The sequence below is a fragment of the Mesorhizobium sp. WSM1497 genome, assembly GCF_001672455.2.
Taxonomy (GTDB): Bacteria; Pseudomonadota; Alphaproteobacteria; order Rhizobiales; family Rhizobiaceae; genus Mesorhizobium; species Mesorhizobium ciceri.
The window spans coordinates 2543158-2569433 of sequence record NZ_CP021070.1 but is presented as its reverse complement, the minus strand read 5'-3'; the positions used below and the strand labels follow the sequence as shown (position 1 = coordinate 2569433).

The window sequence follows — 26276 nt, the reverse complement described above, 5'->3', positions numbered from 1 at the left end:
GGCGACAGGCCTTTTCATGTCACATAAGGATATCTTTATGTCAATATACGACAGATGCGCGTGATTGTCACCCACCCAACGCGAAGGCGGGTCCGTGGCGCCGGTTTCCGACGGACCTACGCTCTGTCGACGCTTGCCAGGAAGCGGGCGAGGACCGGATCGAAGCGATCCGGCGAATCCCAGAACGGCGCGTGGCCGGATTTGTCGAGCAGATGCGCCTTGCCTTCCCATAGATTGGAGAATTTCACAGCCGAGACGAAATCGGTGTTGACGAATGGCTCGTCGATGCCGTTCAGAACGGCGATCGGCGGCGTCTTGCCGGCCACGATCTCGCGCTGGTTCCGGCCGGTGCCGGCCGCGAACTTTTCGAACATCAGGCGCCGCGCCCGTCCATCGGTGCGCGCCACCGTGTCGATGAGAAACGGCTCGAACGGCTCGCCGCAAGTGCTGCGCGCATAGGCCTCCACGTCGGCGCCGGTGAAGGTCTCCTGCCCGGCGAGATGCATATGCGGGCTCGGCTTGAATCCGCTGCCGACCTCCTCGGGCGAGACAGGCGGCGTGCCGGTGATCATCAAGCCAAGCAGGCCGGGAAAGCGGTCGATCATCTCAAGCCCGATATGGCCGCCGAGCGACCAGCCGAAGACGATGGCCTTGTCGATGCCGAGCAGCCCGAGCACTTCGGTCATGGCATCGGCATAACCTTCCATGCTGTAGGAACGCTCTGGATCGATCGCATCGCCGGACGCTCCATGGCCGGGCAGGTCGGGAGCGATGAGGTGATATCGCTCGCCCAACGGGCCGTCCAACTGGTTGCGGAAAACGGCACTGGAAGATGAATTGCCGTGGATCAGCATGACAGCGGTTCCCTGGCCGCTGGTCTCACGCACCGCGATCTTGCCATGGCTGGTTTCAAGGGTCTTCTGCGAGATCGTCATTGTCCGCTCCGTCGGGAATTGCCCTGTTTTAATGCAGTTGCGCAGCAAAGCGCCACGGCTTCCATACCTTTGCGGGAACCTTGTTCCCGGCCAGGTTGCGTTGAAAAATCCTTTTCAAATAAGAACAATTATGCGTAGATTGTCAATTATCCAACTCCCGATGAACGGGAGGAAAACAGGGAACAGCACGATGAAGCCCAAATCCGCCGCAAGTCGAATCCGCCATATGCTGATGAGCACGACGTTGATCGGCATGTTTGCCGCATCAGCCGCCCCCGCCTTTGCCGACGTCGTCAAGATCGGCCTACTTGCGCCGCTCACCGGCCCTGCCGCGGCGGACGGCCAGGAATTCCAGCGCGGCGTGCAGATGGCCATCGACGAAGCGAACGCAGCCGGCGGCGTTGCCGGGGATACGTTCGAACTGGTGGTCGGCGACGTCAAGGATCAGTCCGCCGGCAACGTCACCAGCGCCGTCGAACGCCTGCTTGGCGATCCGGGCGTGCACTTCATGCTGACCGGCTATGCCAGCCTGACCAATTTCGAGATCGACAACATGGCCGAGGCGGAAATGCCCTACATGCTGGCGGCCACCTCGCAGCAGACCAGGGACATCATCGCGCCGAGCCCCGACAAATACATGTGCTGCTGGTCACTGACGCCTTCCTTCGACGCCTACAACACCGACGTCACCCTGTTCGTCGAGAAGCTCGCGGCCGACGGCAAGATCACCCTGCCGACCAAGAAGGTCGCCATCATCTCGTCCGACAATGCCTATTCGAAGACCATCTCCGAAGGCATGAAGAAGACGTTCAAGGAGAAGGGCTGGACCATCACCGTCGACGAGATCGTACCCTTCGGCGAAGTGACCGACTGGCGTTCGATCCTCGCCAAGGTGCGCGAGAACGTTCCCGATGTCGTCATCAACACCGACTATCTGCCGGGCAATTCGGCGTCGTTCCTCAACCAGTTCCTCGAGCAGCCGACCAAGAGCCTCGTCTTCCTGCAATACGCGCCGAGCGTTCCGGAATTCGTCGAGCTGACCGGCAAGAAATCGGATGGCGTCATCTACAACCTGCTCGGCGGCGCGCTGACGACGCCGAAGAACCCGCGCGCCGATGAGGTGGCAGCCAAGTTCAAGGCAAAATACGGCGTCGAGAGCGGCACCTACGGCGTCGGCCTCTACGAAATGACCAATGTCTATTTCGACGCGGTCAAGAAGGTCGGCGGCGCATCCGACCATGCGGCGATCATGAAGGCGCTGTCGGAGACCGACAAGCAGGTCGCGGAAGGGCGGCTGAAATTCGATCCCGCCACCCACCTTGCCACGCAGGGCGACGACTATATTCCGATCACCTTCTTCCAGATCTGGGATGGCCAGCGCACGCTGATCTCGCCGGAGAAATATGCCACCGGCGCCTTCAAGCTCCAGCCCTGGATGAAGTAGGGAATGGCCCTGCTTGAACTGGACGGCGTGTCGAAGGCCTTCGGTTCGCTGAAGGCCGTCGATGGCGTGTCGTTCAAGGTCGAGGCCGGCGAGATCTTCGGTATCGCCGGCCCGAACGGCAGCGGCAAGAGCACGCTGTTCAACATCATCACCGGCATCCCGTTCGGGCCCGACCGGGGCCAGATCCGCTTTGACGGCATTGCCATAAACGGCAAATCGGGACACGCCATCGCGCGCCTCGGCCTTGCCCGGACCTTTCAGCGCGAGACCAGCTTCGACGGGCTGACCGTGTTCGAGAACGCGCTGATCGGCGCCAGCTACGGCAAGCAGGAAAAGACAGCGGCCACGGCCCGCAATGCCGCCGCCGAGGCGCTGGAGTTCGTCGGCCTTGGATCCCAGTCGTTCGGCCGGCTTGCCGGCGAATTGTCCGTGTTCGAGCGCAAATGCCTGATGCTTGCCACGGCGATCGCCATGCAGCCACGCATGCTCTTGCTCGACGAGCCGGCATCGAGCCTGACCAAACCCGAGATCGAGACGTCGATCGGCCTGATCCGCCGCACCGCCGAACGCGGCATCACCATCCTGTTGATCGAGCACGTGCTGACTTTCCTGATGAGCCTTTCGCAGCATCTGCTGGTGCTCAACAATGGCCGCGTCCTGGCCGCCGGCGATCCGGCAGGCGTGATCGCCGATCCGCACGTCATCGAGGCCTATCTCGGCACGAGGAGGTCGGCGGCGTGAATCCCATTCTCAGCGTCGAAGGCGTCACCGCCGGCTATGGCCGCGTCACCGTGCTGCACGATATCTCGCTGGAGGCCGGCCGTTTCGGCAATGTCGGCCTGTTCGGCCCCAACGGCCATGGCAAGACGACGCTGCTGCGTGCGATCTCCGGGCTTCTGCAGCCGAAGAGCGGCCGCATCCTGTTCGACGGGCAAGACATTGTCGGCCACAGCGCACGCGCCATCGTCAGCGCCGGCCTGATCCATGTGCCGCAAGGCAACCGGCTGTTTCCCGATCTCTCGATCGCCGACTGCATGGCGCTCGGCGCCTATTCGCCGCGGGCCCGGCCGCATGAGGCGGAAAACCGCGAAAAGGTGGTCAAGCTGTTCCCGAAACTGGCGGAACGCTGGCGCCAGCGCGTGCGCACGCTGTCGGGCGGCGAGCGCCAGATGGTGTCGATCGGCACGGCGCTGATGAGCCATCCGCGCCTGCTGATCCTCGACGAGCCGACGCTGGGGCTGGCGCCCAAGATCAAGGACGAGCTCTGCGCCTCCGTCATGGACATTTCGCGCGGCGGCGTACCGCTCATCGTCGTCGAGCAGGACATCGAATTCCTGCTGGAACTGACGCAGCAACTCTACCTCGTCAACCATGGCGCCGTTGCGACCGAGATCAAGCCGGGCGAAAGCCTCGACCACGGCGAAATCATGTCGATGTATTTTGGCCATTAGGAAAATCCGAAGATGAGCGCATTGGCGGAAATCCTGTTCGGCGGCCTGTTCCAGGGCTCGCTCTACGCCATGATGGCGGTCGGGCTGGCTCTGGTCTGGACGACGATCGGCGTGTTCAATTTCAGCCATGGCGTGTTCATGATGCTGGGCGCCTACATCGCCTGGCAGCTGGTCGAACTCGGCCTGCCGGCGGCGGTCGCCTTTCCCATCGCCGTCGTCGTCATGGCCGGCGTCGGCTGGATCCTGCAGGCGAGTGTCGTGCGGCCGCTGATCGGCCGACCCAACATCGTACTGGTCGTCGTCATCACCACGCTGGCAGCCGGGTCGCTGATCGAGAACGGCGCGCTGACCATCTGGGGACCGCGCTCGAAGCAGATCCCGGCGCTGATCACCGGCAACACCACCGTCGGCGGCGTCGGCGTCTCCCTGCACCAGATCGCCATCATCGTCATCACGCCGCTGATCCTGGCCGCACTTTGGATGTTCCTCAACCGCACGCGGCTCGGGCTGGCGCTGCGCGCCGTGGCGCAGAACGAAGATGCCAGCCATCTGGTCGGGCTGAACGTCACCGCGCTCTATGGGCTGGCCTTCGCCATTGCCGCGTCGCTTGCAGGCCTCGCCGGCATCTTCATGGGCGGCTATCGTTTCATGTCGCCGGTGATGGGCAGCGACCCGCTGCTCAAGGCGCTGATCGTCGTCGTCTTCGGCGGCATATCGAGCATCTCGGGACCGATCTTCGCCGCCTATCTGATCGGCTTCTTCGAGGCCGCCTGCAGCTATTATTTCGGCCTGTACTGGACGCCGGCGCTGCTGTTCGGCGTGCTGATCCTGACCCTGATGATGCGCCCCGAGGGCATCTTTGCCAGCCGCTCCCGAGGCCTAGCATGACCGACACGACATCGCCGATCACCCTTAGCCACACAGCGGCGGCAACCCCGATCGCTCCCGGCCGTACGCCGTGGAAGCGGGAGGCCATCGGCTTCGTGCTCGGCTTCGCGCTCCTGGCCCTGCTGCCGCTGATCTTCGGCGACACCTATGCCCGCCACATCCTGATCATGGCCTTCATCTATGCGATCGTCGCCTCGAACTGGGACCTCAGCCTCGGCTATGGCGGCGTCTTCAATTTCGGCCATCTGGCGCTGTTCGGCATCGGCGTCTATGCCTACAGCCTGCTCACCAAGCTGGCCGAATTCGATCCGTGGATCGCGCTGTTTGCCAGCGGTGTCATCGCCACCCTGGCGGCGATCCTGGTGACCATCCCGATCCTGCGGCTGAAGGGCATCTACATCATCCTGGTCACTTTCGGCTTCGCGCAGCTGGTGATGCAGGTGATCATCAGCCAGTCCGCCATCACCGGCGGCACGCAAGGGTTGGTGCGCATTCCCGGGCTATACGTGTTCGACCACAACATGGTCCGTGACGGCAAATCAGCCTATTTCTACATCGCGCTGGCGCTGCTGGTGGCGAGTACCCTGTTCCTGCGCGTGTTCGTGCGCTCGCGCACCGGGGCCAGCATCGTCGCCTTGCGCGACAATGAGGAATACGCCATCAGCCGCGGCGTCTCGATCGTGCGCCAGCGCATGCTGACGCTTGCCGCGAGCGCCTTCTTCACCGGCATCGCCGGCGCCTTCTACGCCGCCTACCAGCGCAATGCCTCGATCGACGTCTTCGGCATGAGCCTTGCGACCATCATCCTGTCGATGGTGCTGCTTGGCGGCACCAGCACTATTTACGGCGCCATCATCGCCTCTTTCGTGCTGACGATCTTCGCCGAATGGATGGCCGATTTCGGCGCGTGGCGGCCGATGATCACGGCGGTGCTGATCATCGGCGTGATGCTGGCCTACCCGAGCGGCCTGGTCGGCATGATCAAGGCTTCATGGGGCGCCGTCGCCGGACGCCTGAAGCGCCCGGCCTGACCGTTTCGGACTGGCGGCTCCGCCTCAGCGGATGCCGCACCAGTCGATGACCGAAGCGGCGATCACCTTGGCGGTCTCGACCACCGATTCGACTTCGACATACTCGTCGGAACCGTGAAATCCGTCGCCTGACGGGCCGAAGATGACACCGTCGACGCCGGCGCCGGCATAGTGCGCGGCATCGCACACGGCGACGAAGCCCCGCGCCTGCGGCGCCTTGCCGACCATGGCCTTGCGCTTCATCAGCGATCTCACCAGCGGATGGTCGACCGGCGTGTTCATCGGCGGAAAATGCAGCCCGCCGAGCTCCCATTGGATCGCAGGCGGGTTGTCGCGCAGCCACGCATCGGTCTGCGCGAAATGGTGGACGAACGCCTCGAAATCGCGGCGGTAGTCGGCCGAATTCTCGTCGGGCAGGAATTTCATGTCGAGATCGAGCACCGCGACATCGGGAATGATGGCCGGGTTGGTCATCACGGTCGGCAGGCCGTGCTCGCCAAGGCCGGTGCCGCCATGCATGACGCCGATGTTGATGGTGTTCATGCCGAGCGGCAGCAGCGGATGGGATTTTGCTCGCGTCCGGTCCAGCTCATACTGGCGCACGGCGGCAATGAAGCGGGCGGCGATCTCGATCGCATTGACGCCCGGCTCCAGCCGGTCCTTGTCGTGGCGCTGCGGATAGATCTCGTTGTAGCGCAGCGCCGAATGGGCGTTGCGGCCACGGATCGTCACCCGCGCCCATTCCAGCCCGCCTTCGACCGGCAGGACATCGCCCCAGGTCGGTTCGGCGACCAGCACCGCCTTGGCGAGCTTGCCCTTCTTCACCGCGTCCATGGCGCCGAAGCCGCCGGCTTCCTCATCGACGACCGAGTGGATGGCGAGCCGGCCCTGCAGCGTGACGCCCGCCTTGCGGATCGCGCGCGCGGCGGCGATGCAAGCGGCGACGCCGCCCTTCATGTCGACGGCACCGCGGCCATAGAGCCGGCCATTGGTGATTTCGCCGCCGAACGGATCGACAGACCAGTCCTTCATCGCGCCGACCGGCACGACGTCGATATGGCCGCACAGGATCAGGCTGCGGCTCTCGTCTCCCGCCCATTCGCCGACCAGATTGGGCCGCCCGGGCAAGGCATCCCATTGCTCTGTCCTGAACCCGTCCTGCTTGAGGATCGGTTCGAGCAGCGCCTGGACATCCGCCTCGCGGTTGATCGCCGGATTGGGCTCGAATTTGGGGTTGACCGAAGGGATGCGGACCATGTCGCGGGTCAGGCCGATCAACCAGTCGCCATCGGTCTCGATCTCAGCCTGCACGGCGTCGATGATGGTCTGGTTGTCGGGCATTGTCGCTTCCTTTTCTGCGTCGCGGCGCTTTGCATCGCTGCACTGGGCGCAACGACACTATTTCCTTGTGGCTTTGGATTTGGCGGCGTCGTCGGCCGATGACGATAGGACGGTATCGAGCGTGACCGCGTTGGCGCTGCGGATCTTCTCGATGTCCTCGATGCGCTTGCGCACCCCGGCGCCATGGCCCTCCAACGCGTGGGCAAAGACGGTTTCCATCTGGGCAACGGCCGTCGCCAGCGTGTCGAACGGCGAGTTGGCGTCGATCGCCGCGACCATGGTCAGGTCCGCGATGTCAGATATCGGCGACAGCCAGACATCGGTGAACAGCAGGATGGAGACGCCGCGCTCCTTGGCCTGCTGGGCAAAGCTCACCACGTCCGACTGGTAGCGCCGGTAATCGAACACGACGAGGAGGTCGCGCTTGCCAAGGTCGATCAACAGGTCGAAATCGGCGGGACTCAACGAACCGATGTCGCGCACGCCGGAGCGGAACTGCAGGAGATAGCCGGCCAGCATGGAGGCGATATGCCGGCTGAACCGGCCGCCCAGCAGCACGACCTGGCCCTTGCTCTCGAGCAGCATGTTGACGGCGCGCGTGTAGGCCTGCACCGGCACAGCCGTGCGCGTACGCTCCAGGCTGTCGGAAACCGAATGGAAATAGGCAAGTGCGGTGCCTTCGCTGGAGCCGCCCGGACGCTTGGCCTCCATCATCAAAAGCGGCGAATGCAGCCTGGATTCGACTTCGGTGAGCAGGCGTGCCTGGAAATCGGCAAAGCCGACATAGCCAAGCTTGGTCATCAGCCGCGTCACGCTCGGGTCGCTGACGCCGGCGCGCCGTGCCAGCCGGGTTGCGGTGCCCAGCCCCGACATTGGGTAATCGGCGAGCAGGACCTGGACGATCTTCTCTTCCGCGGAGGTGAACGCCACGGTCGTGTTGGCCAGTTCTTCGCGGATCGACATGGTCATCGCCTATCGCTGACGGAAGATGATTATCTTACAATTTTGTGAAATGGTGTCAAATCTGGAAAAAGTTTTACAGGATTGAATCTAGCCGCGTAGATCGCCCGCATCCGCCAGAATCCAATCCTTGCTCACTGCCATATGCACTTTCGATCTCGCTTGAGTATCTTGGCGGCGAGCCTGGTTCTCACGGACCCCGTTTCGGGGCCGGTTGTTACGGACGTGAAGTGAGGGTCATAACCTCAATCCAAAACCCCATCAAAGCGTCATTGGTGAACTGGTGCCCGCCGAACACGGATCGTGACGAAGCTGAACTGGCATTCGAACTTTTTCGCCAGTTGATGCATCTTAAGCCCATGGGCTACGAAACTCATATCGTGCCGAGTGATGCCGAACTGGCCCTTGCCGCTCGGGGCGGCGATTGTGGTTGCCTCGGCCTGCTGCTGGAACGTCATCGCGCACGGCTCTATGCGATAGCGCTGAACATGCTCGGCTATGGGTCGGACGCCGAAGATGCTGTGCATGAGACTTTCCTGATCGCGCTGAGGCGCATCGGCGAACTCAAGGATCCGCAAGCCGTCGGTGGCTGGCTTCGCACTGTGTTGCACCGCTGTTGCCTGCAACAATTGCGTCGAAGACGACGCGAGATCTTGACCGCCGACATTCCAGACCGCCCAGACGAAGGCGCAAGCATTGAGGAGCGGCTGGAGAAAGTCGCGCTTCGCGAATGGGTTTGGGACGCGCTACGCAAGCTTCCCGAGCCGCTGCAGGCTACCGCCATGTTGCGCTATTTCGGAAGCTATCAGTCTTACGAGGAACTGGCCGCCATTCTGGGTGTCCCGATTGGGACGGTTCGCAGTCGTTTGTCGCAAGCCAAACGCAAGCTTGCCGAGATGCTGCTGGAAACGGCGGGCCTTGCCGACGCAGAGGCTCGCTCGCAGTCTCGCGAGCGCCAGCGATTCTACTCCGAAATTTTCAATGGGCTCAACCAGCATGGCGAGCGTGACCGCTTCCTTGGGCACTTTGCAGAGGACCTGCATCTTGTCCGCGGGACGAGCAAACCAGTGCTGGGTCGCTCATTCCTTGCCTGGGAAGTCGACGCCGACACGGAAGCCGGCGTCCGCCTGGAACCGCAGCGCATTCTCAGCGCCAGCCAGGTCACTGTGATCGAGGGACTATTCGTCAATCCGCCGGAAGACCCTTTCCACTGCCCGCCGGGTGTCGTCCTGGTGATCTTTCAGCGAGACGGCAAGGCCCGACGCTTGCATCTGCATCTTTCGCCGCGTCCGCCTAGAATCGACGACGACTGATCGAACTTTTTCTCCCGTCCGTGACTCCTTACAGCACGCGGGCATCATCTGGCCCGGATGCAAATGGTTCCAAAGAGGAGAGAGATCATGTTCGCCTTCGCAGTTTCCCATGTTGCTTCCATCGCACACCACGGCGAGCTCGGGCCCAGCCGCTCGCGCCGCCTCCTTCACACGGCGTTCGCATCGACTGTCGTCTGCGCCACATTGTTGTCATCAGGCTTAGGCTGGGCCGGTCAGGCTGAGGTCGACGCCACCTATAAGGACGTCGAGCGGACGCTCGGCTCGGTGCCGACCTTTCTCCATCAGGTTTCAAAGGCAGCGCTGCCGGGCGCCTGGGCAGAGGTGAAGGCTCTGCAGTTCTCCAGCGAAACCGCCCTGCCGCCGAAGGTCAAGGCTCTGATCTCGCTCGCCGTCTCCGCACAAATTCCCTGCCAGTATTGCATCTGGGAAGACACCGAGAGCGCAAAACAGGCGGGCGCAACGGAGGACGAGATCGAAGAGGCCGTCGCTATCGCCGCTCTGTCACGGCACTGGAGCACGATCTTCAACGGCATGCAGGTCGACTTTGAGACCTTCAAGAAGGATCTCGGCGGCGACGCTCAGGCTGCCGCGCCTGCCAAGTAGCGCGAGCCTTGTCGGCACATTGTCGGGATTGGGGCCAGGCCGCGGCAACCGTCGTCGGCATCCGCGGACCGGAATAGGGAGTGGAATTCTCATTTTATAGGGAGGTAAAGATGCCAGTAGTCTTCGGAGAAACCGTCAGCACAGTCAAAGATATCGTGTCCGTGCTAAAGAAACACGGTGACGCGGTGCGTGGCACCTATCGTGCCCGCTACCGCTTCGACCCGCAATCAGGCGATCCTTACACAACACCGCTACTGGAGCGACCGGCGAGCCTCAAGGACAATTCGCCGACCGCCGTCTTTCCCTGGGAGCAGATCTTTGCCGCGGCGGCTGTGTGCGCCGGCTCGGATTATCCGATGCTGGCAGCGCATGCGGGAGTCGATCTTCGTTCGGTCGATTTCATCGCGGAAGGCGTGTTCGACCCGCGTGGCGAGTTCGACGGACTTGATGGGCTCACGGCGCCCGTGGACGCCCGGCATTGCTACGTGTCCCTGCACCTCAGCGCGACCGTGTGTTCTTCGGCGCCCCGCGCCGATCTGGAGAAAATTCATGAGCGCGCGATCTCGCACAACATGGTGCTTGGCGCCCTTAGAGGAATTCCCATGACCAGCGAATTGGTGATTCACCAGGCGTGATCCTTGTCGCAGAACTCGCCCGCTGGGCGGTCTGTGGCTTAGTCCCGCCGGTTGCGGCCGGCGGGGCCAAATATGCCTCGTGCACGTTTGCGCCGCCACCACGATCCTGGCAAGTTCGCGGGGCGATCTGCTCGAAAGGCAACGGATGGCGGCCGACAGCAACGAGCCGACTGCCCGCTGCAGTAGCGCGCTGCTCGCCAAGTGTTATAGCGCGGAAGGGTTCGGCATTGCGAATCCCGTGACCGCCCCGGCCATCGATATGGCGCAACACATTTCGATACTGGATCGAACGGTGCTTTCGCCCTCTATTTGAAACTGGCGATGGGCAGGAATTTCACCGCGGAGCCGGTGAAGCGGCGGTGATCGGACGTCCGTCCCCGCGGTTGGAATCCATCGAGATAGACATGCTCCGGCGCCGAGCGGATGAAATTGGCGGCAATCATGGGCGCCCCTGTTGATGCGGCCCCACCGGCAATAGCGCGATCTGCCTCGGAATCGGGGCGCCGCTGGACACGGTCGGCCTTGGGGTTCGTCCTGACGCGATCTTCTGGCTTTGACGCAGGCGCCGCGATCCGCTCGCCGGCCAGCCCGTCGTCGGGGTGATGCATGGCCAGCAAGACACCGATGGCATCGCCAGATTTGGCTGCTTCCAGCTGGCGCGTCGGGCTTGACTGGCTTTCCGGCCGCCATGTCGGCAATGGGACGTTGAGCGCCATCATCTCCGGCGCGACGCTCGTGGCAGCGGCATCGGCATTCGCGGCGTCCGGCTTGGCAACGGCCAGCTCGGCCTGCGCCGTGGACGCGCCGGCGATTGCCAACGGTGCGGTTTCCGGGGTGGGAACGGGTGCCGTGAACTCGGCGCGCGGTGCGAAGGCCGGCAGCGGCACTGAGCCCGGCGCCATCGCCATGACGATCGCTTCAGGCGTCTTCCCCTTCTGCCCGGCAAGCGGTTCTTCGCCTGGATCGCTGGCAGCAATCTGGATGTCCGCCCGCTGGGCATCCTGCGGCGGCACGATAGCGATACCCTGTCCGGCCGGTCTGGGTTCGACGGACCTCGCCGGTTTGCGTGGCGCCGGCACCGCTTCGGCGACATCATCGGACTCGTCTGCGCCGCCCCCGCCCAAGAGCGTCGCCAGCAGGCCACGCGGCCTGCGTTGGCCGCCGTCGACGCTTGCCAGCTCGATGTTGGGCGTGCCGGCGCCCTTGCGCGATTTATAGGCGGCAAACGCCTGCTCATAGCCGGGCAGCGGTTTGCCGTCGCTCGGCACATGCAGTGTGTTGCCGTTCGGAAATACCCTGGCGAGTTCCTGGCGGCTGATGCCCGGCCAATGCCGCACATTGCCGACATCCATGTGTATGAAAGGCGAACCGGAGGTGGGATAATAACCCACGCCGCCGCCCTGCATTTTGAGGCCGATGTCGCGCAGTTTCTTCAGCGGCACATCCGGCAGGAAGAAGTCCATCGCGCGGCCAACCATGTGTTGGCTCTCCCGGGCCACACCCTTCGAGCGGCTGCGCAGCATGGCGTTCGTCGCCGGCGAACGATAGGCGCTGACCACATGGATATAGGCTGTCGAGCCGCTGGCGCGATAGGCCTGCCAGACAAGATCGAGCAGGCGCGGATCCATCTTCGTCGGTTCGTTGCGACGCCAGTCGCGCAGCATGAGATTGATCTTCTTCAATCCCGCCGGATCATAGCGCCCATTGCGCTTGAAGACGATTTCAGCCTTCTCTCCCGTATGGAGATGTTGAATCCTCAAAGCACGCGTCTCCGCGAACGCGCCGGTAGCGCACAGGCAAAGGAACGCTGCGATGATGGCAGGCAGGGTCCAAAGACGGGAAGCACCGGGGGCGTTTTGCACGTTTTCGCTCACGTTCATGCCTTGCACGTTCTTTTGTTTCGGGCGATTTAGATTTCCGCCCAGATCAGGAGCCTTTCGGCCCTCTTCCTGACAAGCATGGATCTGACCGGCGAAGACGGGCATCCATGCCACAATACGTCATGTCGATGAATAGCATCTTGGTTAATGAATCGTGTCTTGCCGGAATGCGCTTCGGCTGGATTTGCCTGTGGCAGCCATTTTCTGAAGCAATGAACCGCTGATCGGGTCTGCCGGCACGAGGGCCGCGCCATCCCATGTACCCGCCTCGCCCTCGCAAATGCAGAGGACGATCGTGCGGCAACAGGGATGTTGGAAACTGGTGCTGCGAGAGAGGATTGAACTCTCGACCTCTCCCTTACCAAGGGAGTGCTCTACCACTGAGCTACCGCAGCCGCTGATGGCGGGGCTTCTGCCATATCGAACCGGCAAGCGCAAGGCCAAGTGCAACGCTTCTGTGAAAGGCTTTGCCGGATGGCTTTTAATGACATGGCAGTGCCACAATGTTGGCTATCCCTGAACAGCAAGCTGGTGGGTCGCCGGCGGGATGGGGCGATGGACGACAAGACAATTCCAGTGAAAAAGGATGGTCCACCGAAAAGCAGCGCAACAATCCGCAAGGATCGGCTGGCCGAGCAATTGCGCGCCAATCTGCAGAAGCGCAAGGCGCAGTCGCGCTCGCGGCGGACCGGCGAGGCCGACCTGCGCCCGGACGGTCTCGCTGCATCGAAGAAAATACAAAAAGATTAACTCAAATAGGTCACTCTTAGCCTGGGGTGGGCGAAATCCTATTTCTTGAACCAGATTGGCCAATGGTCTAGACGGGCCGCTACTCAAACGATTGAACCGGCCCTTTTTTGGCCGAGAGGGACGTTCTTCCATGGATCGCATCAGAATTGTCGGGGGCAACAAGCTCTCCGGAAGCATTCCGATCTCGGGCGCGAAAAACGCGGCGCTGCCTTTGATGATCGCCTCGCTTTTGACCGACGACACGCTGACGCTGGAAAACGTGCCGCATCTGGCCGATGTCGAGCAGCTGATCCGCATCCTGGGCAATCACGGCGTCGATTATTCGGTCAATGGCCGCCGCGAGAAGCAGAATGAGGGCTATTCGCGCACCATCAACTTCTCCGCCCGCAACATCGTCGACACCACAGCGCCCTACGAGCTGGTGTCGAAGATGCGCGCCTCGTTCTGGGTGATCGGCCCGCTGCTGGCCCGCATGGGCGAAGCAAAAGTGTCGCTGCCGGGCGGTTGCGCCATCGGCACGCGGCCGGTCGATCTGTTCCTCGAGGGCCTCCAGGCGCTGGGCGCTGATATCGACGTCGACACCGGCTATGTCATCGCCAAGACCCGGAATGGCCGCCTTGTCGGCAACCGCTATATCTTCCCGAAGGTCTCGGTCGGCGCCACCCATGTGCTGATGATGGCCGCGGCACTCGCCAAGGGCGAGACGGTGCTGGAAAATGCCGCCTGCGAGCCCGAGATCGTCAACCTGGCCGAGTGCCTCAACGCCATGGGCGCGAAGATTTCCGGCGCCGGCACGCCAACCATTGCCATCGACGGCGTCGAATCGCTCTCCGGTGCGCGCGTGCGTGTTATTCCCGACCGCATCGAGACCGGCACCTATGCGATGGCCGTCGCCATGACCGGCGGCGACGTCGTGCTCGAAGGCGCGCGTGCGGACCTGCTGCAGACCGCACTGGACGTGATCGCCCAGACGGGTGCGGAGATCACGCCGACCAATTCCGGCATCCGGGTGAGGCGCAACGGCGCCGGCATTTCGCCGGTCGACGTGACGACAGCACCCTTCCCGGCCTTCCCGACCGATTTGCAGGCGCAGTTCATGGGCCTGATGACCATGGCCAAGGGTAAGTCGCGCATCACCGAGACGATCTTCGAGAACCGCTTCATGCATGTGCAGGAACTGGCGCGGCTCGGCGCTCACATCACGCTTTCGGGCCAGACGGCGATCGTCGACGGCGTGCCGAAACTGAAGGGCGCGCCGGTCATGGCGACCGATCTTCGCGCCTCTGTCTCGCTGGTCATCGCCGGCCTGGCGGCGGAAGGCGAGACCACGGTCAACCGCGTCTACCACCTCGATCGCGGCTTCGAGCGGCTGGAAGAAAAGCTGTCCAACTGCGGCGCGGTGATCGAACGGATTTCGGCGTAGTCCGCGACCTCGGCTCCTCTCTAGCAACGCAGGAGATTGGCGAAATCCTTCGCGGCAGCGTCCTTCTCCCCGTCACTATCCGGGGAGAAGTGCCCGGCAGGGCGATGAGGGGCAGCGCAGAGCTGCAGCTGTTGGTGCGGTTGCACCGATCGCCAAGACCGCCTAACAGAAGGCTGAACAATCAACCTTCAGGTGCGAAATCCGTATGACCGCCCTTAAGCTTATCGCGCTCGACGACCAGGATCTGAGCATCGTTTCGGCTCATGTCCAGGATGCCGTGCTGAAAGTCAGCGACCTCGAATTCCTCCCTGCGGCCAAGCGTTTCCTGCTGACCATGAACCGTTTCGTCTGGGAGGCAAAATCCGGCCTGTTTCGCCAGCATAATGAGCGACGGCAGGCCGTGCTGCATTTCGACCGCGTGCTCGGCGCCAAGACCAGCGGTATTGACCGCGACAAGCCTGCCGAAGTCCTGTCGCTGCTGGCGATCAGCTTCATCGAGATCAGCAAGCCGGCCGGCATCGTCGAGCTGATCTTCTCGGGCGGCGGTGCGATCATGCTCGACGTCGAGTGCATCGAGGCCCGTCTTGCCGACATCGGCGGCGCGTGGGAAGCCACCTCGCGCCCCATCCACAAGGCCTGAGCGTCCGATGGCCATCACGCTTCGTCAGTCCGATGCCGATTTCGAGCAACGTTTCGCCGCCTTCCTCACGACCAAGCGGGAGGTCTCCGCCGATGTCGATGCCGCGGTGCGCGACATCATCGCGCGCGTGCGCGCCGAGGGCGACGCGGCACTGATCGACTATACGCGGAAATTCGATCGCGCCGATTTGACCGGCCTCGGCATTGCCGTGTCTAAGGAAGACATCGCAACCGCCTACGAAACGGCCGACCCAAAGACGATCGAGGCGCTGGAGTTCGCGCGCGACCGCATCCGCTCGCATCATGAACGGCAGCGACCGAAGGACGATCGCTATACGGATGCCGCCGGCGTCGAGCTCGGCTGGCGTTGGACGGCGATCGAGGCCGTCGGGCTCTATGTGCCGGGCGGTACGGCGAGCTATCCGAGCTCGGTGCTGATGAACGCCGTGCCGGCCAGAGTGGCCGGCGTCGAGCGCATCGTCATGGTCGTGCCTGCGCCGGGCGGCATCATCAATCCGCTGGTGCTGGTGGCAGCGGACATATCAGGCGTTTCCGAAATCTACCGCGTCGGCGGCGCGCAGGCGATCGCCGCCCTCGCCTATGGCACCGAGACAATCCGGCCGGTCGCCAAGATCGTCGGCCCGGGCAATGCCTTTGTCGCGGCAGCCAAGCGCCAGGTTTTCGGCACCGTCGGCATCGACATGATCGCCGGGCCGTCGGAAGTGCTTGTCGTGGCCGACGGCAGCAACGATCCGAACTGGATCGCTGCCGACCTGCTGGCCCAGGCCGAACACGACGCTTCGGCACAGTCGATCCTGGTCACCGACGATCCGGCTTTCGGCATCGCGGTCGAACAGGCGGTCGAGCGCCAGTTGCAGAGCCTGCCACGCGCTGAAACGGCAGCGGCGAGCTGGCGCGATTTTGGTGCCGTGATCCAGGTGTCGGCCATCGACGCCGCGCTGCCGCTGGTCGATCGCATCGCCGCCGAACATGTCGAACTGGCCATCGACGACGCCGAGGGCTTCCTATCGCGGATGCGCAATGCCGGTGCGGTCTTTCTCGGCCGCCACACGCCGGAAGCCATCGGCGACTATGTCGGCGGCTCCAACCATGTGCTGCCGACGGCGCGCTCGGCGCGTTTCTCGTCCGGCCTGTCCGTGCTCGATTTCGTCAAGCGCACGTCGATCCTCAAGCTTGGACCGGAGCAGTTGCGTATCTTGGCGCCGGCGGCGATTGCGCTGGCCAAGGCGGAGGGTCTTGACGCGCATGGACGCTCCGTCGCCATACGGTTGAACATGTAGGCGGCGATGTCTGGCCCCGATCAAACCCGCGCCAGGCTGATCGATGTCGAACTCGATGAATCGATCGGCCGGTCAACGCCGGATGTCGAGCATGAACGCGCGGTGGCGATCTTCGACCTGATCGAGGAGAACAGTTTCCAGCCCGTCAATGACAGCGGCGACGGCCCTTACCGGCTGAAACTGTCGCTGGCCGAGCAGCGCCTGGTGTTTGCCGTGGCGCGCGAGGATGGCACCGCCGTCGTCACCCATATCCTGTCGCTGACGCCGCTCCGGCGCATCGTCAAGGATTACTACATGATCTGCGAAAGCTACTACGACGCCATCCGCTCCTCGACGCCGAGCCATATCGAGGCGATCGACATGGGCCGCCGCGGCCTGCACAATGAAGGTTCGCAGACGCTGATGGACCGGCTGTCCGGCAAGATCGACATCGACTTCGATACGGCGCGCCGGCTGTTCACGCTGGTCTGCGTGCTGCACTGGCGGGGCTAGCCCTGTCGCCCGGCGCCCTGCCCCGTTCGATCCTGTTCCTGTGCGGCATGAATGCCGTGCGCTCGCCAATGGCGGAGCAGCTGGCGCGCCGGATGCTGCCCGCCACCGTCTTTGTCGCTTCGGCCGGCGTTCGCGCCGGCGAGCGCGATCCGTTCGTCGATGCGGTGCTGGCCGAAGAAGATCTCACGCTGGGCGAGCGCCACCCAAGGACGATGGACGATCTCGAGGACGACTATTTCGACCTGATCGTCACGCTGGCACCCGAAGCGCACCACGCCGCACTCGAACTCACCCGCTCGCTCGCCGTCGAGGTCGAATATTGGCCGACGCCGGACCCGACCGACGCCGGTGGCACGCGCGAACAGATCATGGCAGCGTACCGGGACGTCCGCGAGCGGCTGAAGGTGCGCATAGGCCGACGTTTCTTGCTTCCAGAGGCAAAAAACGCGACGGATTAAGCGTGTTCACAAGCGGACGATTATCATATAGGTTCCGCCGAAATTCCGGCCAGGGTGCTGGAACTACCATCCAAGCAAAGGTATCGAATGCCGAAGGAAGAAGTCCTCGAGTTTCCGGGTGTCGTGACGGAATTGTTGCCGAACGCGATGTTCCGGGTAAAGCTCGAAAACGAACACGAAATCATCGCCCATACGGCCGGCCGCATGCGCAAGAACCGCATCCGCGTGCTGACCGGCGACAAGGTTCTGGTCGAGATGACGCCATACGACCTGACCAAGGGCCGCATCACCTATCGTTTCAAGTAAGCAAAGCCCGACTGGTCCGCGATGAGCATTTTGCAGAAGCTGGTGCTTGCCTCGGGTTCGCCGCGCCGAATCGAGCTCTTGCAGCAGGCCGGCATCGAGCCGGACCGCGTGCTGCCGGCCGATATCGACGAAACGCCGCTGCGTGCCGAGCATCCGCGCTCGCTGGCCAAGCGGCTGTCGAAGGAAAAGGCCGAAAAGGCGTTTGCCTCACTGAAGACCGAAGCCGACTATGCGCCGGGTTTCGTGCTGGCCGCCGACACGGTGGTTGCCGTCGGGCGGCGCATCCTGCCCAAGGCAGAAACCCTCGACGACGCTGCCAACTGTCTCGGGCTGTTGTCGGGCCGTTCGCATCGGGTCTATTCCGGCATCTGCCTTATCACCCCGGGTGGCAAGCTGCGCCAGCGCCTGGTCGAGACGCGGGTGCGTTTCAAGCGGCTGCCGCGCGAAGAGATCGACGCCTATATCGCCTCGGGCGAATGGCGCGGCAAGGCGGGCGGCTACGCCGTCCAGGGCCTCGCCGGCGCCTTCGTCGTCAAGCTGGTCGGCTCCTACACCAACATCGTCGGGCTGCCGCTCTATGAGACCATCGCGCTGCTGAGCGGCGAAGGCTTCAAGGTGCATGGCGGCTGGCTGGCGGGAACCCGGCTGTGAATTCCGCTCCCAAAGTCACGCCCTTGCGCCCAAAGCGCCCCTGTCCCGAATGCGGCAAGCCCTCGGCGCGCGACAGCTTTCCGTTCTGCTCGACGCGCTGCAAGGACATCGACCTCAACCGCTGGCTGAAGGGCGCCTATGTCATCAAGGCCCGCGATGACGAGGAAGAGACGGATCCCGACGCTCCGAAATGAGGTCGTCAGGCGGCCTCGGTCTTGCGCGCCACCCGCGCCCAGCCCGGCAGCCAGTCGCCGTGAGCGGCCAAGAGATCATCGACCAGTGACCAGATCTGGTCGAGATCGAGTTCGGCCGCGGTGTGCGGATCCATCATCGCCGCGTGGTAGATGTGCTCGCGGTTCTCGGTCATCAGAGCCCGCACCGTCAGTTCCTGCACGTTGATGTTGGTGCGGATCAGCGCGGTCAGTTGCGGCGGCAGGTCGCCTATATAGGTCGGCTGGATGCCGGAGGCATCGACCAGGCACGGCACTTCGGCGGCGCAATCACGGGGCAGCGAGGTGATGCATCCATTGTTGCGGACATTGCCGTAGATCACCGACGGCTCGCCGGTCCAGACTGAATTCATGATCGAGGAGGCATATTCCCGGGACTGCTCTACCTCGATGCGATCGGCCGAGCGATAGGCTTCAGCCTGCCCCTTCCAGCGCTCGATCTGTTCGATGCAGCGCTTGGGATATTCATCAAGCGGGATGCCGTACTTCTCAATCAGGTCCGGGCGGCCCTCCTTGATGAAATAGGGCGTGTATTCGGCGAAATGTTCCGAGCTCTCGGTGACGAAATAGCCGAGCCTGGTCAGCATCTCGTAGCGCACCTTGTTGGGACAGCGCGGGTTCCAACCGGGCTTGGGCGCGCGGCCTTCGCGATAGGCGCGCACGAGATCTGGGTAGAGGTCGCGGTAGGAACCGTCCGGCTGGCGATGCTCGAACTTCAGATAGAACGCCATGTGGTTGATGCCGGCCGAGCGATAGCGGATCTCTTCGTAGGGAAGGTCGAGGTCTTCAGCCAGTTCCATTGCCGTGCCCTGCACCGAATGGCAGAGGCCGACCTGCCTGATCGCAGGGTATTTCTCTGCTATCGCCCAGGTGTTGATCGCCATCGGGTTGACATATTGCAGCATGATCGCCTGCGGGCAGACGGCGAGCATGTCTTCGCACACCTTCCACAGATGCGGCACGGTCCTTAAGCCCCGCATGATGCCGCCGACGCCGAGCGTGTCGGCGATCGTCTGGCGCAGGCCGTATTTCTTCGGCACCTCGAAGTCAGTGACGGTGCAGGGCTCGTAGCCGCCGATCTGGAAGGCGACGACGACGAAATCCGCGCCGGCCAGCGCCTTGCGCTGATCCGAATGGGTCTCGGTCTTCGCCTTGACGCCAAGCGTCGCGATCAGCTTGTTGACGACAATGGCGCTCTCTTCCAGCCGCTGCGGATTGATGTCCATCAGCGCGATCGTTGCGCCGGACAGCGACGGGCGCTGCAGCACGTCGCCGACAATGTTCTTCATGAACACCGTCGAGCCGGCGCCGATGAACGTGATCTTGGGATTTCTTGCCATGCTAACCTCCGGCATATGTTCAGGCCACATCGAAAGCGGCCCTGACGAGCCGTTCGGTGTAAGCGGTCTTGGGATTGGACAGGATGTCGTCGACGGGGCCCTGCTCGACGATCTTGCCGTTCTGCATGACGATCACGCGATGGCACAGCGCACGCACCACCTTGAGGTCGTGCGAGATGAAGAGGTAGCTGAGGCCGCGCTCGTCCTGCAGCTTGCGCAGGAGGTCGATGATCTGCGCCTGGACGGAGAGGTCCAGCGCCGATGTCGGCTCGTCGAGCAGGATGAATTCTGGTTCGAGCGCTATGGCGCGGGCGATCGCGATCCGTTGTCGCTGGCCGCCGGAGAATTCGTGCGGAAACCGCGACAGAATATCGCCCGGCATGCCGGCGCTGACCAGCGCGTCGCGCACCCGTTCGACCCGCTCGCGCCGCGTCGCCCCTATGCTGTTGACGATCAGCCCTTCCTCGATGATCTGGCCGATCGTCATGCGCGGGTTGAGCGAGGAGAACGGATCCTGGAAGACGATCTGCATGCGCGAGCGCAACGGCCGCATCTCGGCCCGCGACAGGCCGTGGATCGGCTTGCCGTCGAAACGGATCTCGCCGCGCTTGGCGTCGATCAACCGGAGCAGGGCCTGGCCGAAGGTGGTCTTGCCGGAGCCGGACTCGCCGACCAGCCCCAGCGTCTCATGACGAAAGAGTTTCAGGCTGAGATCGTCGACGGCGACCAATTCGCGCCAGTCGGGTTTCAGAAAAGTGCCGTGGCGCAGCATGAATGAGACGCGCACGCCGCTGGCCTCGAGAATGGTGCCACAGCCCTCCGGCAGCGGCTTCGGCTGCCCGTGCGGCTCTGAAGCCAGCAGCCGCCTCGTATAGGGATGCCGCGGATCGCCGAACAGCCGTTCGGTGGCGTTGTGCTCGCACATTTCGCCATGCTGCATGACATAGACGTAGTCGGAGAACTGGCGCACCACGGTGAGGTCGTGGGTGATCAGGATCACCGCCATGCGCAGCTCTTTCTGCAGGCTGCGGATCAGGTTCAGGATCTGCGCCTGGACGGTGACATCGAGCGCCGTGGTCGGCTCATCGGCGATCAGCACGTCGGGATTGTTGGCCAGCGCCATGGCGATCATCACCCGCTGGCGTTGCCCGCCCGAGAGCTGATGCGGGTATTGTCTGAGCCGCGCGGCAGGATCGGGAATCTGCACGTGCTGCAGAAGTTCGAGCGCTCGCGCCCAAGCCTGTTTGCGGCTGACCTTACGATGCACCCGGATCGCCTCGACGATCTGGCTGCCGACCGTATAGATCGGGTTGAGCGAACTCATCGGCTCCTGGAAGATCATCGAGATGCGGTTGCCGCGCAGCTTGCGCCGGGCGCTCTCGGGAAATTTCAGGATGTTTTGCCCGTCATAACAGACGCTCGAGCCGGGCGACACCGTGGCGCGCCGCGACAGCAGGCCCATGACGGTGCGCGCCGTCACCGACTTGCCCGAACCGGATTCGCCGACGATGGCGATCGTCTCGCCGCGATAGAGCTGGAACGAGATGTCCTTGACCGCTTCGACGACGCCATGCTCCACCTTGAAGGCCACGGCGACGTTGCGGGCATCGATGATCGGCTGGTCCTGGCGTCCGTCATGGTCGTGACGGACGATCGGTGCGAAGGATTCGGCGAGCGCGACGGACATCTCAGCACCTCAATAAGGGTCGACGGCGTCGCGCAGGCCGTCGCCCAGCGCGTTGAAGGCAAAGACGGTGACCAGCACAAAACCGACCGGCGACAGGATCCAGGGATAGGTGCCGATGACGGAATAGGTCGCGGTGTCCTGCAGCATCAGACCCCACGAGATCAGCGGCGGCTTGACGGCGAAGCCGAGGAAACCGAGGAAGGATTCGAGCAGCACCACGGTCGGGATCGCCAGCGTCACGGCGACGATCACATGGCTCATCACATTGGGGAAGATGTGCTGCATGATGATGCGCCGGTCGGTGGCGCCGACCGCCATGGCGGCGCGCACATACTCGATCCGCGCCAACGCTAGAGTCTTGCCGCGAACCTCGCGCGACATCTGCGCCCAGCCCAAGGCCGACATGACGATGATGACGAAAGCGAGGAAGACGTTGGTGGGAGCGGTGACCGGGATCAGCGTCGTCAGCGCCAGATAGAGCGGCAGTTGCGGGAAGGCGAGCACCAGTTCGACGAAGCGCTGCATCCAGACATCGAACCTGCCGCCGAAATAGCCGGAAACCATGCCGACGGTGGTGCCGATGACGGTGATGATGAAGACGACCGTCAGGGCGATCATCAGCGAGACGCGCGAGCCGTGGATGGCGCGCGACAGCACGTCACGGCCGAACTTGTCGGTGCCCAGGAAATGCACCGGCTGGCCGTCCAGCGAGCCGAACAGATGCCGGTCCGCCGGCAGCAGCCCAAACAGCTTGTAGGGCGCGCCATGCACGAAGAAACCGAGCAGCCTAGGATGATCATAGTCGGGGCCGACGACGGGCTGGAAAGTGACCGGATCGAGGTCCGCCGAATCGGCCAGCGCATAGACCCTCGGCCGTGCGGTGAAACCGCCGTCTCTGTCATGGAAGCTTGGCACCTGCGGCGGAGCGAAGCCGACATCCGTGACCTTCGGGTCCATTGGCGCGATGAATTCGGCTAATACGGCCATCACCAGCAGCAGCACGACGAGCCAGAGCCCGGCCATGCCGGTCCAGGAGCGCTTCAGCCGGCGCCAGACAAGCGCCATGTAGCTTTCGTTGCCATGCGCCGGTTTGGCGACGATGGGCCCTTCGGCAGGCAGCGGTGGAGGGGATGGATCGCGCGCCAGCATCTCAACGCTCCCCGAACTGGCGCACGCGCGGATCGAGCAGCACGAGCAGCATGTCGGCGATGATGTTGCCGACGATGAGCGTCGCCGACAGGACCATCATGAAGGTGGCAGTGACATAGACGTCGCCGACAGCCATGGAGCCGACGATCGCCGGGCCGACGGTCGGCAGTGCGAAGATGATCGCCGTCTCGATCTCGCCGGTCAGCATATAGGGCAGCACCACGCCCTGATACATGATGAGCGGATGCAGCGCGTTGGGCACGGCGTGGCGCATGACGACAGCAGCACCCGTCAGCCCCTTGGCCCTTGCCGTCTCGACATATTGCGCGTTCAGCGTATCGAGCAGATTGCCGCGCATGACGCGCATATTGTAGGCGAGGCCGCCGAAAGTGGCGATCGCCACCACCGGCCAGACATGTTTGACGAGGTCGACGAATTTGGCCCACGACCACGGCGCACCACCATATTGCGGCGAGAAGAATGAGCCGATCTCAGACACGTTGAACTGGAAGACCAGGAGATAGACGATGATCAGCGCCATCAGGAAGCGCGGCACCGTCATACCGAGGAAGGAGATGGCCGACAGTGTCGAGTCGATCCAGGTGTATTGCCTTGTCGCCGCCCATATGCCGAATGTGATGCCCAGCACCGAGGCCAGCAGATGGCAGACCAGCGCCAGAAGGAGCGTGCGCGGCAGGCGCTCTCCGACCACATCGGCGACCGGTTTGTTGTAGTACAGGCTGTAGCCGAAATCGCCTCGAGTGACGATGCCGACGATCCAGTTGAGATACTGCACGGGCAGCGGCTTATCGAGGCCATGCTCGATGCGATAGGCCTTTGCCTGCGCGTCGGCCTCGGCAAAGGAAGCTCCACCCTGGTTGATCGCCTGCGAGCGGATGTAGTCGGCATAGTCACCCGGCGGCGCCTGGATGATGGCAAAGGTGGCCAGGCTCAAAATGGCGAGGACCGGGATTGCCGACGCTATGCGCGTGAGCAGGAATCGCAGCATGGACGGTTCGTTTCCTTGTCTCGCCGATCGCGCCCTTGGTTGCGTCCGGAGGTTGGTTTGTCCGGCCGCGCCAGCGGCGCGGCCGGAGGTCTCTCAGTCAGGGAGGTAAACCTAATTCATCAGCCCCTTCTCTCCGGGTTTGCCGGGCAGCTCATCGGGGAACAATTCATATTTCGCCTGCTTGTCTGCGGCGACAAATACCCGTTCGCGGATGATCGAATCCTCGGCCCAGTTGAACATGAAGATCGGCGTGCCCTGCGGAATGTTCGAGAAGCGCTTGTTGACGATCAGCGCGCCGGGATATTCCGTCAGGCCGACATTGTAGACGTGTTCCGTCGAGATCTTCTGGAATTGTTTCATCAAGCTGGCGCGCTGGTCATTGTCCTGCGTGGAGACGAACTTGTTGACGATGTCGACGAGGTCCTTTTCGAACGGCATCACATCGACCTCGCCATTTTCCGGCGCACGATGGTCCCAGCTGGTGCGCGGGCCGACAGGGGCAAGCTGCACGGTGTTCTGCACCACCGAGGTCAGTTCCTGTTCGTTGCGCCGGACCAGCCAATCGAAGCGGCCGGAGTATTGCGAAGCGTCCCGCTGGGTGCCGTTGAGGCCGTTGAGCACGACCCGCAGCCCGAGCTTTTCCATCTGGGCGACGACGCCTTCGGCAAGGCTTTTGTCGGTCGTGTAGTCGTTGTTGACCAGCATCACGATCTCGACATTCTTGCCGCCGGCGGTGCCGGAAGGGAAATTCACGAAGCCGTCGCCGTCCGTATCCTTGAGGCCGGCCTTGGCGAGTTCAGCCTTGGCGCCATCGAGGTCGAAGGGGTAGTAGACCGTCGAATTGCGGTCGTAGAAGCTGGTTCCTGACGACAAGCCGCCGGGATAGATGGCGGTGAACGGCCCCTTGACCAGCGAGTCGCCGAGCGCCTTGCGGTCGAGCGCCATGGTGACGGCCTTGCGGAAATCCTCGTTGCGGTTCAGCTCGCGGATCGCCTGGCCGCGTTCGTCCGGATTGCCCCAGCCATTGGCGGAAAAATTAAAGCGCAGATTGTAGCCGATGAGCCGCGGGCCGAAAGCAAGACGGGCAGGCGCGTTCGCCTCCGCCGCACGCTTCAGCGAGGCGACGAAGTTTTCCGGCTGCTCCAGATTGGAAAAATCAGCCGCGCCGGCCACCGCCTGGACGTCGCGATCGGCCCAGGTCGACAGCTTGTAGTGCAGTTCGTTGAGATAGGGCAGTTGATTGCCCTTTTCGTCGACCTTCCAGTAATAGGGATTTCGGCGCATGACGATGATATCGTCCGGCCGGTATTCGACCGGGACCCAGCCGCCCATCACCGGCATGTTCATGAATTCCGGCGGGAAGGCATTTTTGAACTGGTCATAGGTGTTCTTCGAATATTTCGGATGCTGCGGCTTCAGGATGTGCGCGGGGCCAGGACAGAAGGTGCCGTAGGCCATGGCATACAGGTACTGCTTCGGGAAGGCGTCCTTGAAGGTCCATTCGACGGTGTAGTCGTCGATCTTCTTCAACGTCGTGCCGACGCCGAAGGTTTCCGGCGTGGCGCCGTTCAGCGGCGAGACGTTGGGATCGACGACCTCGTCGTCCCAGTAGAACATGACGTCGTCGGCATTGAACGGCACGCCGTCCGACCACTTCGCGCCTTCGATGAGGTGCATGGTCAGCTTGTGGCCATCGCTCGACCAATCCCAGCTGCTGGCCAGGTTCGGCAGCGGCTCGGTGTCCTTGGCCTCGACTTGGAACAGCGGGGCGGTGCGCGTCAGGCATTCGGAGAGGCCGATGTCGATGCCGCCCCAGCCTTGCGTCTGACCGGCGCCGTAGTTCCAGCCTTCCGGCCGCCCTCCGATGACGTGGCGCATCGTATCGCCATAGACGCCGATGCCGTCTTGCATATTGCCCGTCTTGAAGACCAGCGGCTCCTTCGGCAGCCTGTCTTTCACCGGCGGAAGCTTGCCGGTCTTGACGTATTTCTCGGTGACCCAGTCGGGCTCTTGATATTCGGGAAGCGCCTTGAACTCCAGAATGGAGTCGCGCGCGACATAATTGATCTTGCCTTCGGCGGGAAACGGTGTCGGCGCCGGCGGAACCGTCGGCTCGGAAGCGTATGCACTGAGTGCCGAGACCGAGACGCTCAGCGCCAGTCCGGCAGCAAGGCCGATATTGCGTAAATTCCTCACTGTCTCTCTCCCTCTTGTTGGTCCGGAGCGTTTGCACCCGCTCCGCCTCTCCTCGAATTCAAACGGCTTCGTGGCAGTGGATCCGCCTCCCATGGATCCACCATCACCGCATGAATTTCCAGCCGGCCCGTTTCAGCCGGCCC

At 63.0% G+C, this 26276-nt stretch carries 26 protein-coding genes and 1 tRNA gene; 17 read left to right on the top strand and 10 right to left on the bottom strand.

From position 1 onward, the window contains the following. Positions 1 to 116: 116 nt before the first annotated feature. Positions 117 to 935, bottom strand: a complete 819-nt coding sequence (locus tag A9K65_RS12505; RefSeq protein ID WP_084016011.1) for an alpha/beta hydrolase — start codon at positions 933 to 935, stop codon at positions 117 to 119. Between the two features lie 190 nt (positions 936 to 1125). On the opposite strand from A9K65_RS12505, the gene A9K65_RS12500 reads away from it, so the two are divergent. From A9K65_RS12500 to A9K65_RS12480, 5 genes are read left to right on the top strand one after another with little or no spacing between them, the layout of a single operon-like run. Further along, positions 1126 to 2379: an ABC transporter substrate-binding protein gene (locus A9K65_RS12500; protein ID WP_027035742.1), complete on the top strand. Its 1254-nt coding sequence runs from the start codon at positions 1126 to 1128 to the stop codon at positions 2377 to 2379. A gap of 3 nt (positions 2380 to 2382) precedes the next feature. After that, positions 2383 to 3120: an ATP-binding cassette domain-containing protein gene (locus A9K65_RS12495; RefSeq protein WP_013530212.1), complete on the top strand. Its 738-nt coding sequence runs from the start codon at positions 2383 to 2385 to the stop codon at positions 3118 to 3120. Continuing rightward, positions 3117 to 3830 carry an ABC transporter ATP-binding protein gene (locus A9K65_RS12490; RefSeq protein WP_064994583.1) on the top strand — a complete coding sequence of 238 codons (714 nt, stop codon included), beginning with the start codon at positions 3117 to 3119 and terminating at the stop codon, positions 3828 to 3830. The genes A9K65_RS12495 and A9K65_RS12490 overlap by 4 nt, the downstream gene beginning before the upstream one ends. A 12-nt stretch (positions 3831 to 3842) precedes the next feature. Next, the gene (locus tag A9K65_RS12485) at positions 3843 to 4718 is read left to right on the top strand and encodes a branched-chain amino acid ABC transporter permease (protein ID WP_024504788.1); all 876 of its coding nucleotides are present in this window, start codon (positions 3843 to 3845) and stop codon (positions 4716 to 4718) included. Next, positions 4715 to 5749 (top strand): branched-chain amino acid ABC transporter permease, encoded by a 1035-nt coding sequence (locus tag A9K65_RS12480; protein ID WP_024504787.1) that lies wholly within the window; start codon positions 4715 to 4717, stop codon positions 5747 to 5749. The genes A9K65_RS12485 and A9K65_RS12480 overlap by 4 nt, the downstream gene beginning before the upstream one ends. Positions 5750 to 5773: 24 nt before the next feature. Here A9K65_RS12480 and A9K65_RS12475 read toward each other — a convergent pair whose 3' ends face one another. Both A9K65_RS12475 and A9K65_RS12470 read right to left on the bottom strand, forming a co-directional pair. Then, positions 5774 to 7090: an ArgE/DapE family deacylase gene (locus A9K65_RS12475; RefSeq protein ID WP_064994582.1), complete on the bottom strand. Its 1317-nt coding sequence runs from the start codon at positions 7088 to 7090 to the stop codon at positions 5774 to 5776. A 57-nt stretch (positions 7091 to 7147) separates the two neighbouring features. Continuing rightward, positions 7148 to 8053, bottom strand: a complete 906-nt coding sequence (locus tag A9K65_RS12470) for a MurR/RpiR family transcriptional regulator (protein ID WP_013530207.1) — start codon at positions 8051 to 8053, stop codon at positions 7148 to 7150. 227 nt (positions 8054 to 8280) lie between these two features. Here A9K65_RS12470 and A9K65_RS12465 point away from each other — a divergent pair, with 227 nt between their 5' ends. From A9K65_RS12465 to A9K65_RS12455, 3 genes are all read left to right on the top strand, one after another. Continuing rightward, positions 8281 to 9363, top strand: a complete 1083-nt coding sequence (locus A9K65_RS12465; protein ID WP_198327588.1) for a sigma-70 family RNA polymerase sigma factor — start codon at positions 8281 to 8283, stop codon at positions 9361 to 9363. Positions 9364 to 9450: 87 nt separating this feature from the next. Beyond that, entirely contained in the window at positions 9451 to 9987 is a 537-nt protein-coding gene (locus tag A9K65_RS12460) for a carboxymuconolactone decarboxylase family protein (RefSeq protein ID WP_024504783.1), read from the top strand. A gap of 110 nt (positions 9988 to 10097) precedes the next feature. Beyond that, positions 10098 to 10622 carry an OsmC family protein gene (locus tag A9K65_RS12455; RefSeq protein WP_013530204.1) on the top strand — a complete coding sequence of 175 codons (525 nt, stop codon included), beginning with the start codon at positions 10098 to 10100 and terminating at the stop codon, positions 10620 to 10622. A 305-nt stretch (positions 10623 to 10927) separates the two neighbouring features. Here the strand turns inward: A9K65_RS12455 and A9K65_RS12450 are convergent, their stop codons facing one another. Then, entirely contained in the window at positions 10928 to 12502 is a 1575-nt protein-coding gene (locus tag A9K65_RS12450) for a DUF882 domain-containing protein (protein WP_064994580.1), read from the bottom strand. A gap of 320 nt (positions 12503 to 12822) precedes the next feature. Further along, positions 12823 to 12897 (bottom strand) — tRNA-Thr (locus A9K65_RS12445). 160 nt (positions 12898 to 13057) lie between these two features. On the opposite strand from A9K65_RS12445, the gene A9K65_RS12440 reads away from it, so the two are divergent. The 9 genes from A9K65_RS12440 to yacG all read left to right on the top strand — a co-directional run bounded on the left by A9K65_RS12440 (position 13058) and on the right by yacG (position 18716). Beyond that, entirely contained in the window at positions 13058 to 13252 is a 195-nt protein-coding gene (locus tag A9K65_RS12440) for a hypothetical protein (protein WP_013530202.1), read from the top strand. Positions 13253 to 13382: 130 nt separating this feature from the next. Beyond that, complete coding sequence (murA, locus tag A9K65_RS12435) at positions 13383 to 14675, top strand: UDP-N-acetylglucosamine 1-carboxyvinyltransferase (RefSeq protein ID WP_013530201.1); 1293 nt, start codon at positions 13383 to 13385, stop codon at positions 14673 to 14675. Positions 14676 to 14880: 205 nt separating this feature from the next. Continuing rightward, positions 14881 to 15315 carry a DUF2948 family protein gene (locus A9K65_RS12430; RefSeq protein WP_013530200.1) on the top strand — a complete coding sequence of 145 codons (435 nt, stop codon included), beginning with the start codon at positions 14881 to 14883 and terminating at the stop codon, positions 15313 to 15315. Positions 15316 to 15322: 7 nt separating this feature from the next. Then, a complete protein-coding gene (hisD, locus tag A9K65_RS12425; RefSeq protein ID WP_064994579.1) occupies positions 15323 to 16615 on the top strand; it encodes a histidinol dehydrogenase in 1293 nt (430 codons plus the stop codon). Between the two features lie 6 nt (positions 16616 to 16621). Further along, positions 16622 to 17107 carry a UPF0262 family protein gene (locus tag A9K65_RS12420; RefSeq protein WP_013530198.1) on the top strand — a complete coding sequence of 162 codons (486 nt, stop codon included), beginning with the start codon at positions 16622 to 16624 and terminating at the stop codon, positions 17105 to 17107. Further along, positions 17095 to 17565, top strand: coding sequence for a low molecular weight phosphatase family protein (locus tag A9K65_RS12415; protein WP_013530197.1), 471 nt, complete (start codon positions 17095 to 17097; stop codon positions 17563 to 17565). Before A9K65_RS12420 ends, A9K65_RS12415 begins: the two co-directional genes overlap by 13 nt. Before the next feature lie 87 nt (positions 17566 to 17652). Beyond that, the gene (gene infA / locus A9K65_RS12410; RefSeq protein WP_006200926.1) at positions 17653 to 17871 is read left to right on the top strand and encodes a translation initiation factor IF-1; all 219 of its coding nucleotides are present in this window, start codon (positions 17653 to 17655) and stop codon (positions 17869 to 17871) included. Between the two features lie 21 nt (positions 17872 to 17892). Beyond that, positions 17893 to 18522, top strand: coding sequence for a Maf-like protein (locus A9K65_RS12405; protein ID WP_013530196.1), 630 nt, complete (start codon positions 17893 to 17895; stop codon positions 18520 to 18522). Beyond that, positions 18519 to 18716 (top strand): DNA gyrase inhibitor YacG, encoded by a 198-nt coding sequence (gene yacG / locus A9K65_RS12400; RefSeq protein WP_064994578.1) that lies wholly within the window; start codon positions 18519 to 18521, stop codon positions 18714 to 18716. Before A9K65_RS12405 ends, yacG begins: the two co-directional genes overlap by 4 nt. Before the next feature lie 5 nt (positions 18717 to 18721). Here the strand turns inward: yacG and A9K65_RS12395 are convergent, their stop codons facing one another. From A9K65_RS12395 to A9K65_RS12375, 5 genes are all read right to left on the bottom strand, one after another. Continuing rightward, on the bottom strand, positions 18722 to 20092 hold the full coding sequence (locus tag A9K65_RS12395) for an alpha-glucosidase/alpha-galactosidase (RefSeq protein WP_013530194.1): 1371 nt from the start codon (positions 20090 to 20092) through the stop codon (positions 18722 to 18724). 19 nt (positions 20093 to 20111) lie between these two features. Then, positions 20112 to 21779 carry an ABC transporter ATP-binding protein gene (locus A9K65_RS12390; protein ID WP_064994577.1) on the bottom strand — a complete coding sequence of 556 codons (1668 nt, stop codon included), beginning with the start codon at positions 21777 to 21779 and terminating at the stop codon, positions 20112 to 20114. 9 nt (positions 21780 to 21788) lie between these two features. Then, positions 21789 to 22928 (bottom strand): ABC transporter permease, encoded by a 1140-nt coding sequence (locus A9K65_RS12385; protein ID WP_064994576.1) that lies wholly within the window; start codon positions 22926 to 22928, stop codon positions 21789 to 21791. Position 22929: 1 nt separating this feature from the next. Then, positions 22930 to 23937 (bottom strand): ABC transporter permease, encoded by a 1008-nt coding sequence (locus A9K65_RS12380; RefSeq protein WP_013530191.1) that lies wholly within the window; start codon positions 23935 to 23937, stop codon positions 22930 to 22932. 111 nt (positions 23938 to 24048) lie between these two features. Continuing rightward, on the bottom strand, positions 24049 to 26133 hold the full coding sequence (locus A9K65_RS12375) for an ABC transporter substrate-binding protein (protein ID WP_064994575.1): 2085 nt from the start codon (positions 26131 to 26133) through the stop codon (positions 24049 to 24051). Positions 26134 to 26276 lie beyond the last annotated feature (143 nt).

Excerpts from the sequence above, each read along its gene's own strand:
- A9K65_RS12505 (WP_084016011.1), bottom strand. The coding sequence starts at position 935 with ATGACGATCTCGCAGAAGACCCTTGAAACCAGCCATGGCAAGATCGCG.
- A9K65_RS12500 (WP_027035742.1), top strand. The coding sequence starts at position 1,126 with ATGAAGCCCAAATCCGCCGCAAGTCGAATCCGCCATATGCTGATGAGC.
- A9K65_RS12495 (WP_013530212.1), top strand. The coding sequence starts at position 2,383 with ATGGCCCTGCTTGAACTGGACGGCGTGTCGAAGGCCTTCGGTTCGCTG.
- A9K65_RS12485 (WP_024504788.1), top strand. The coding sequence starts at position 3,843 with ATGAGCGCATTGGCGGAAATCCTGTTCGGCGGCCTGTTCCAGGGCTCG.
- A9K65_RS12480 (WP_024504787.1), top strand. The coding sequence starts at position 4,715 with ATGACCGACACGACATCGCCGATCACCCTTAGCCACACAGCGGCGGCA.
- A9K65_RS12475 (WP_064994582.1), bottom strand. The coding sequence starts at position 7,090 with ATGCCCGACAACCAGACCATCATCGACGCCGTGCAGGCTGAGATCGAG.
- A9K65_RS12470 (WP_013530207.1), bottom strand. The coding sequence starts at position 8,053 with ATGTCGATCCGCGAAGAACTGGCCAACACGACCGTGGCGTTCACCTCC.
- A9K65_RS12460 (WP_024504783.1), top strand. The coding sequence starts at position 9,451 with ATGTTCGCCTTCGCAGTTTCCCATGTTGCTTCCATCGCACACCACGGC.
- A9K65_RS12455 (WP_013530204.1), top strand. The coding sequence starts at position 10,098 with ATGCCAGTAGTCTTCGGAGAAACCGTCAGCACAGTCAAAGATATCGTG.
- A9K65_RS12450 (WP_064994580.1), bottom strand. The coding sequence starts at position 12,502 with ATGAACGTGAGCGAAAACGTGCAAAACGCCCCCGGTGCTTCCCGTCTT.
- A9K65_RS12440 (WP_013530202.1), top strand. The coding sequence starts at position 13,058 with ATGGACGACAAGACAATTCCAGTGAAAAAGGATGGTCCACCGAAAAGC.
- murA (WP_013530201.1), top strand. The coding sequence starts at position 13,383 with ATGGATCGCATCAGAATTGTCGGGGGCAACAAGCTCTCCGGAAGCATT.
- A9K65_RS12430 (WP_013530200.1), top strand. The coding sequence starts at position 14,881 with ATGACCGCCCTTAAGCTTATCGCGCTCGACGACCAGGATCTGAGCATC.
- hisD (WP_064994579.1), top strand. The coding sequence starts at position 15,323 with ATGGCCATCACGCTTCGTCAGTCCGATGCCGATTTCGAGCAACGTTTC.
- A9K65_RS12420 (WP_013530198.1), top strand. The coding sequence starts at position 16,622 with ATGTCTGGCCCCGATCAAACCCGCGCCAGGCTGATCGATGTCGAACTC.
- infA (WP_006200926.1), top strand. The coding sequence starts at position 17,653 with ATGCCGAAGGAAGAAGTCCTCGAGTTTCCGGGTGTCGTGACGGAATTG.
- A9K65_RS12405 (WP_013530196.1), top strand. The coding sequence starts at position 17,893 with ATGAGCATTTTGCAGAAGCTGGTGCTTGCCTCGGGTTCGCCGCGCCGA.
- A9K65_RS12395 (WP_013530194.1), bottom strand. The coding sequence starts at position 20,092 with ATGGCAAGAAATCCCAAGATCACGTTCATCGGCGCCGGCTCGACGGTG.
- A9K65_RS12390 (WP_064994577.1), bottom strand. The coding sequence starts at position 21,779 with ATGTCCGTCGCGCTCGCCGAATCCTTCGCACCGATCGTCCGTCACGAC.
- A9K65_RS12385 (WP_064994576.1), bottom strand. The coding sequence starts at position 22,928 with ATGCTGGCGCGCGATCCATCCCCTCCACCGCTGCCTGCCGAAGGGCCC.
- A9K65_RS12380 (WP_013530191.1), bottom strand. The coding sequence starts at position 23,937 with ATGCTGCGATTCCTGCTCACGCGCATAGCGTCGGCAATCCCGGTCCTC.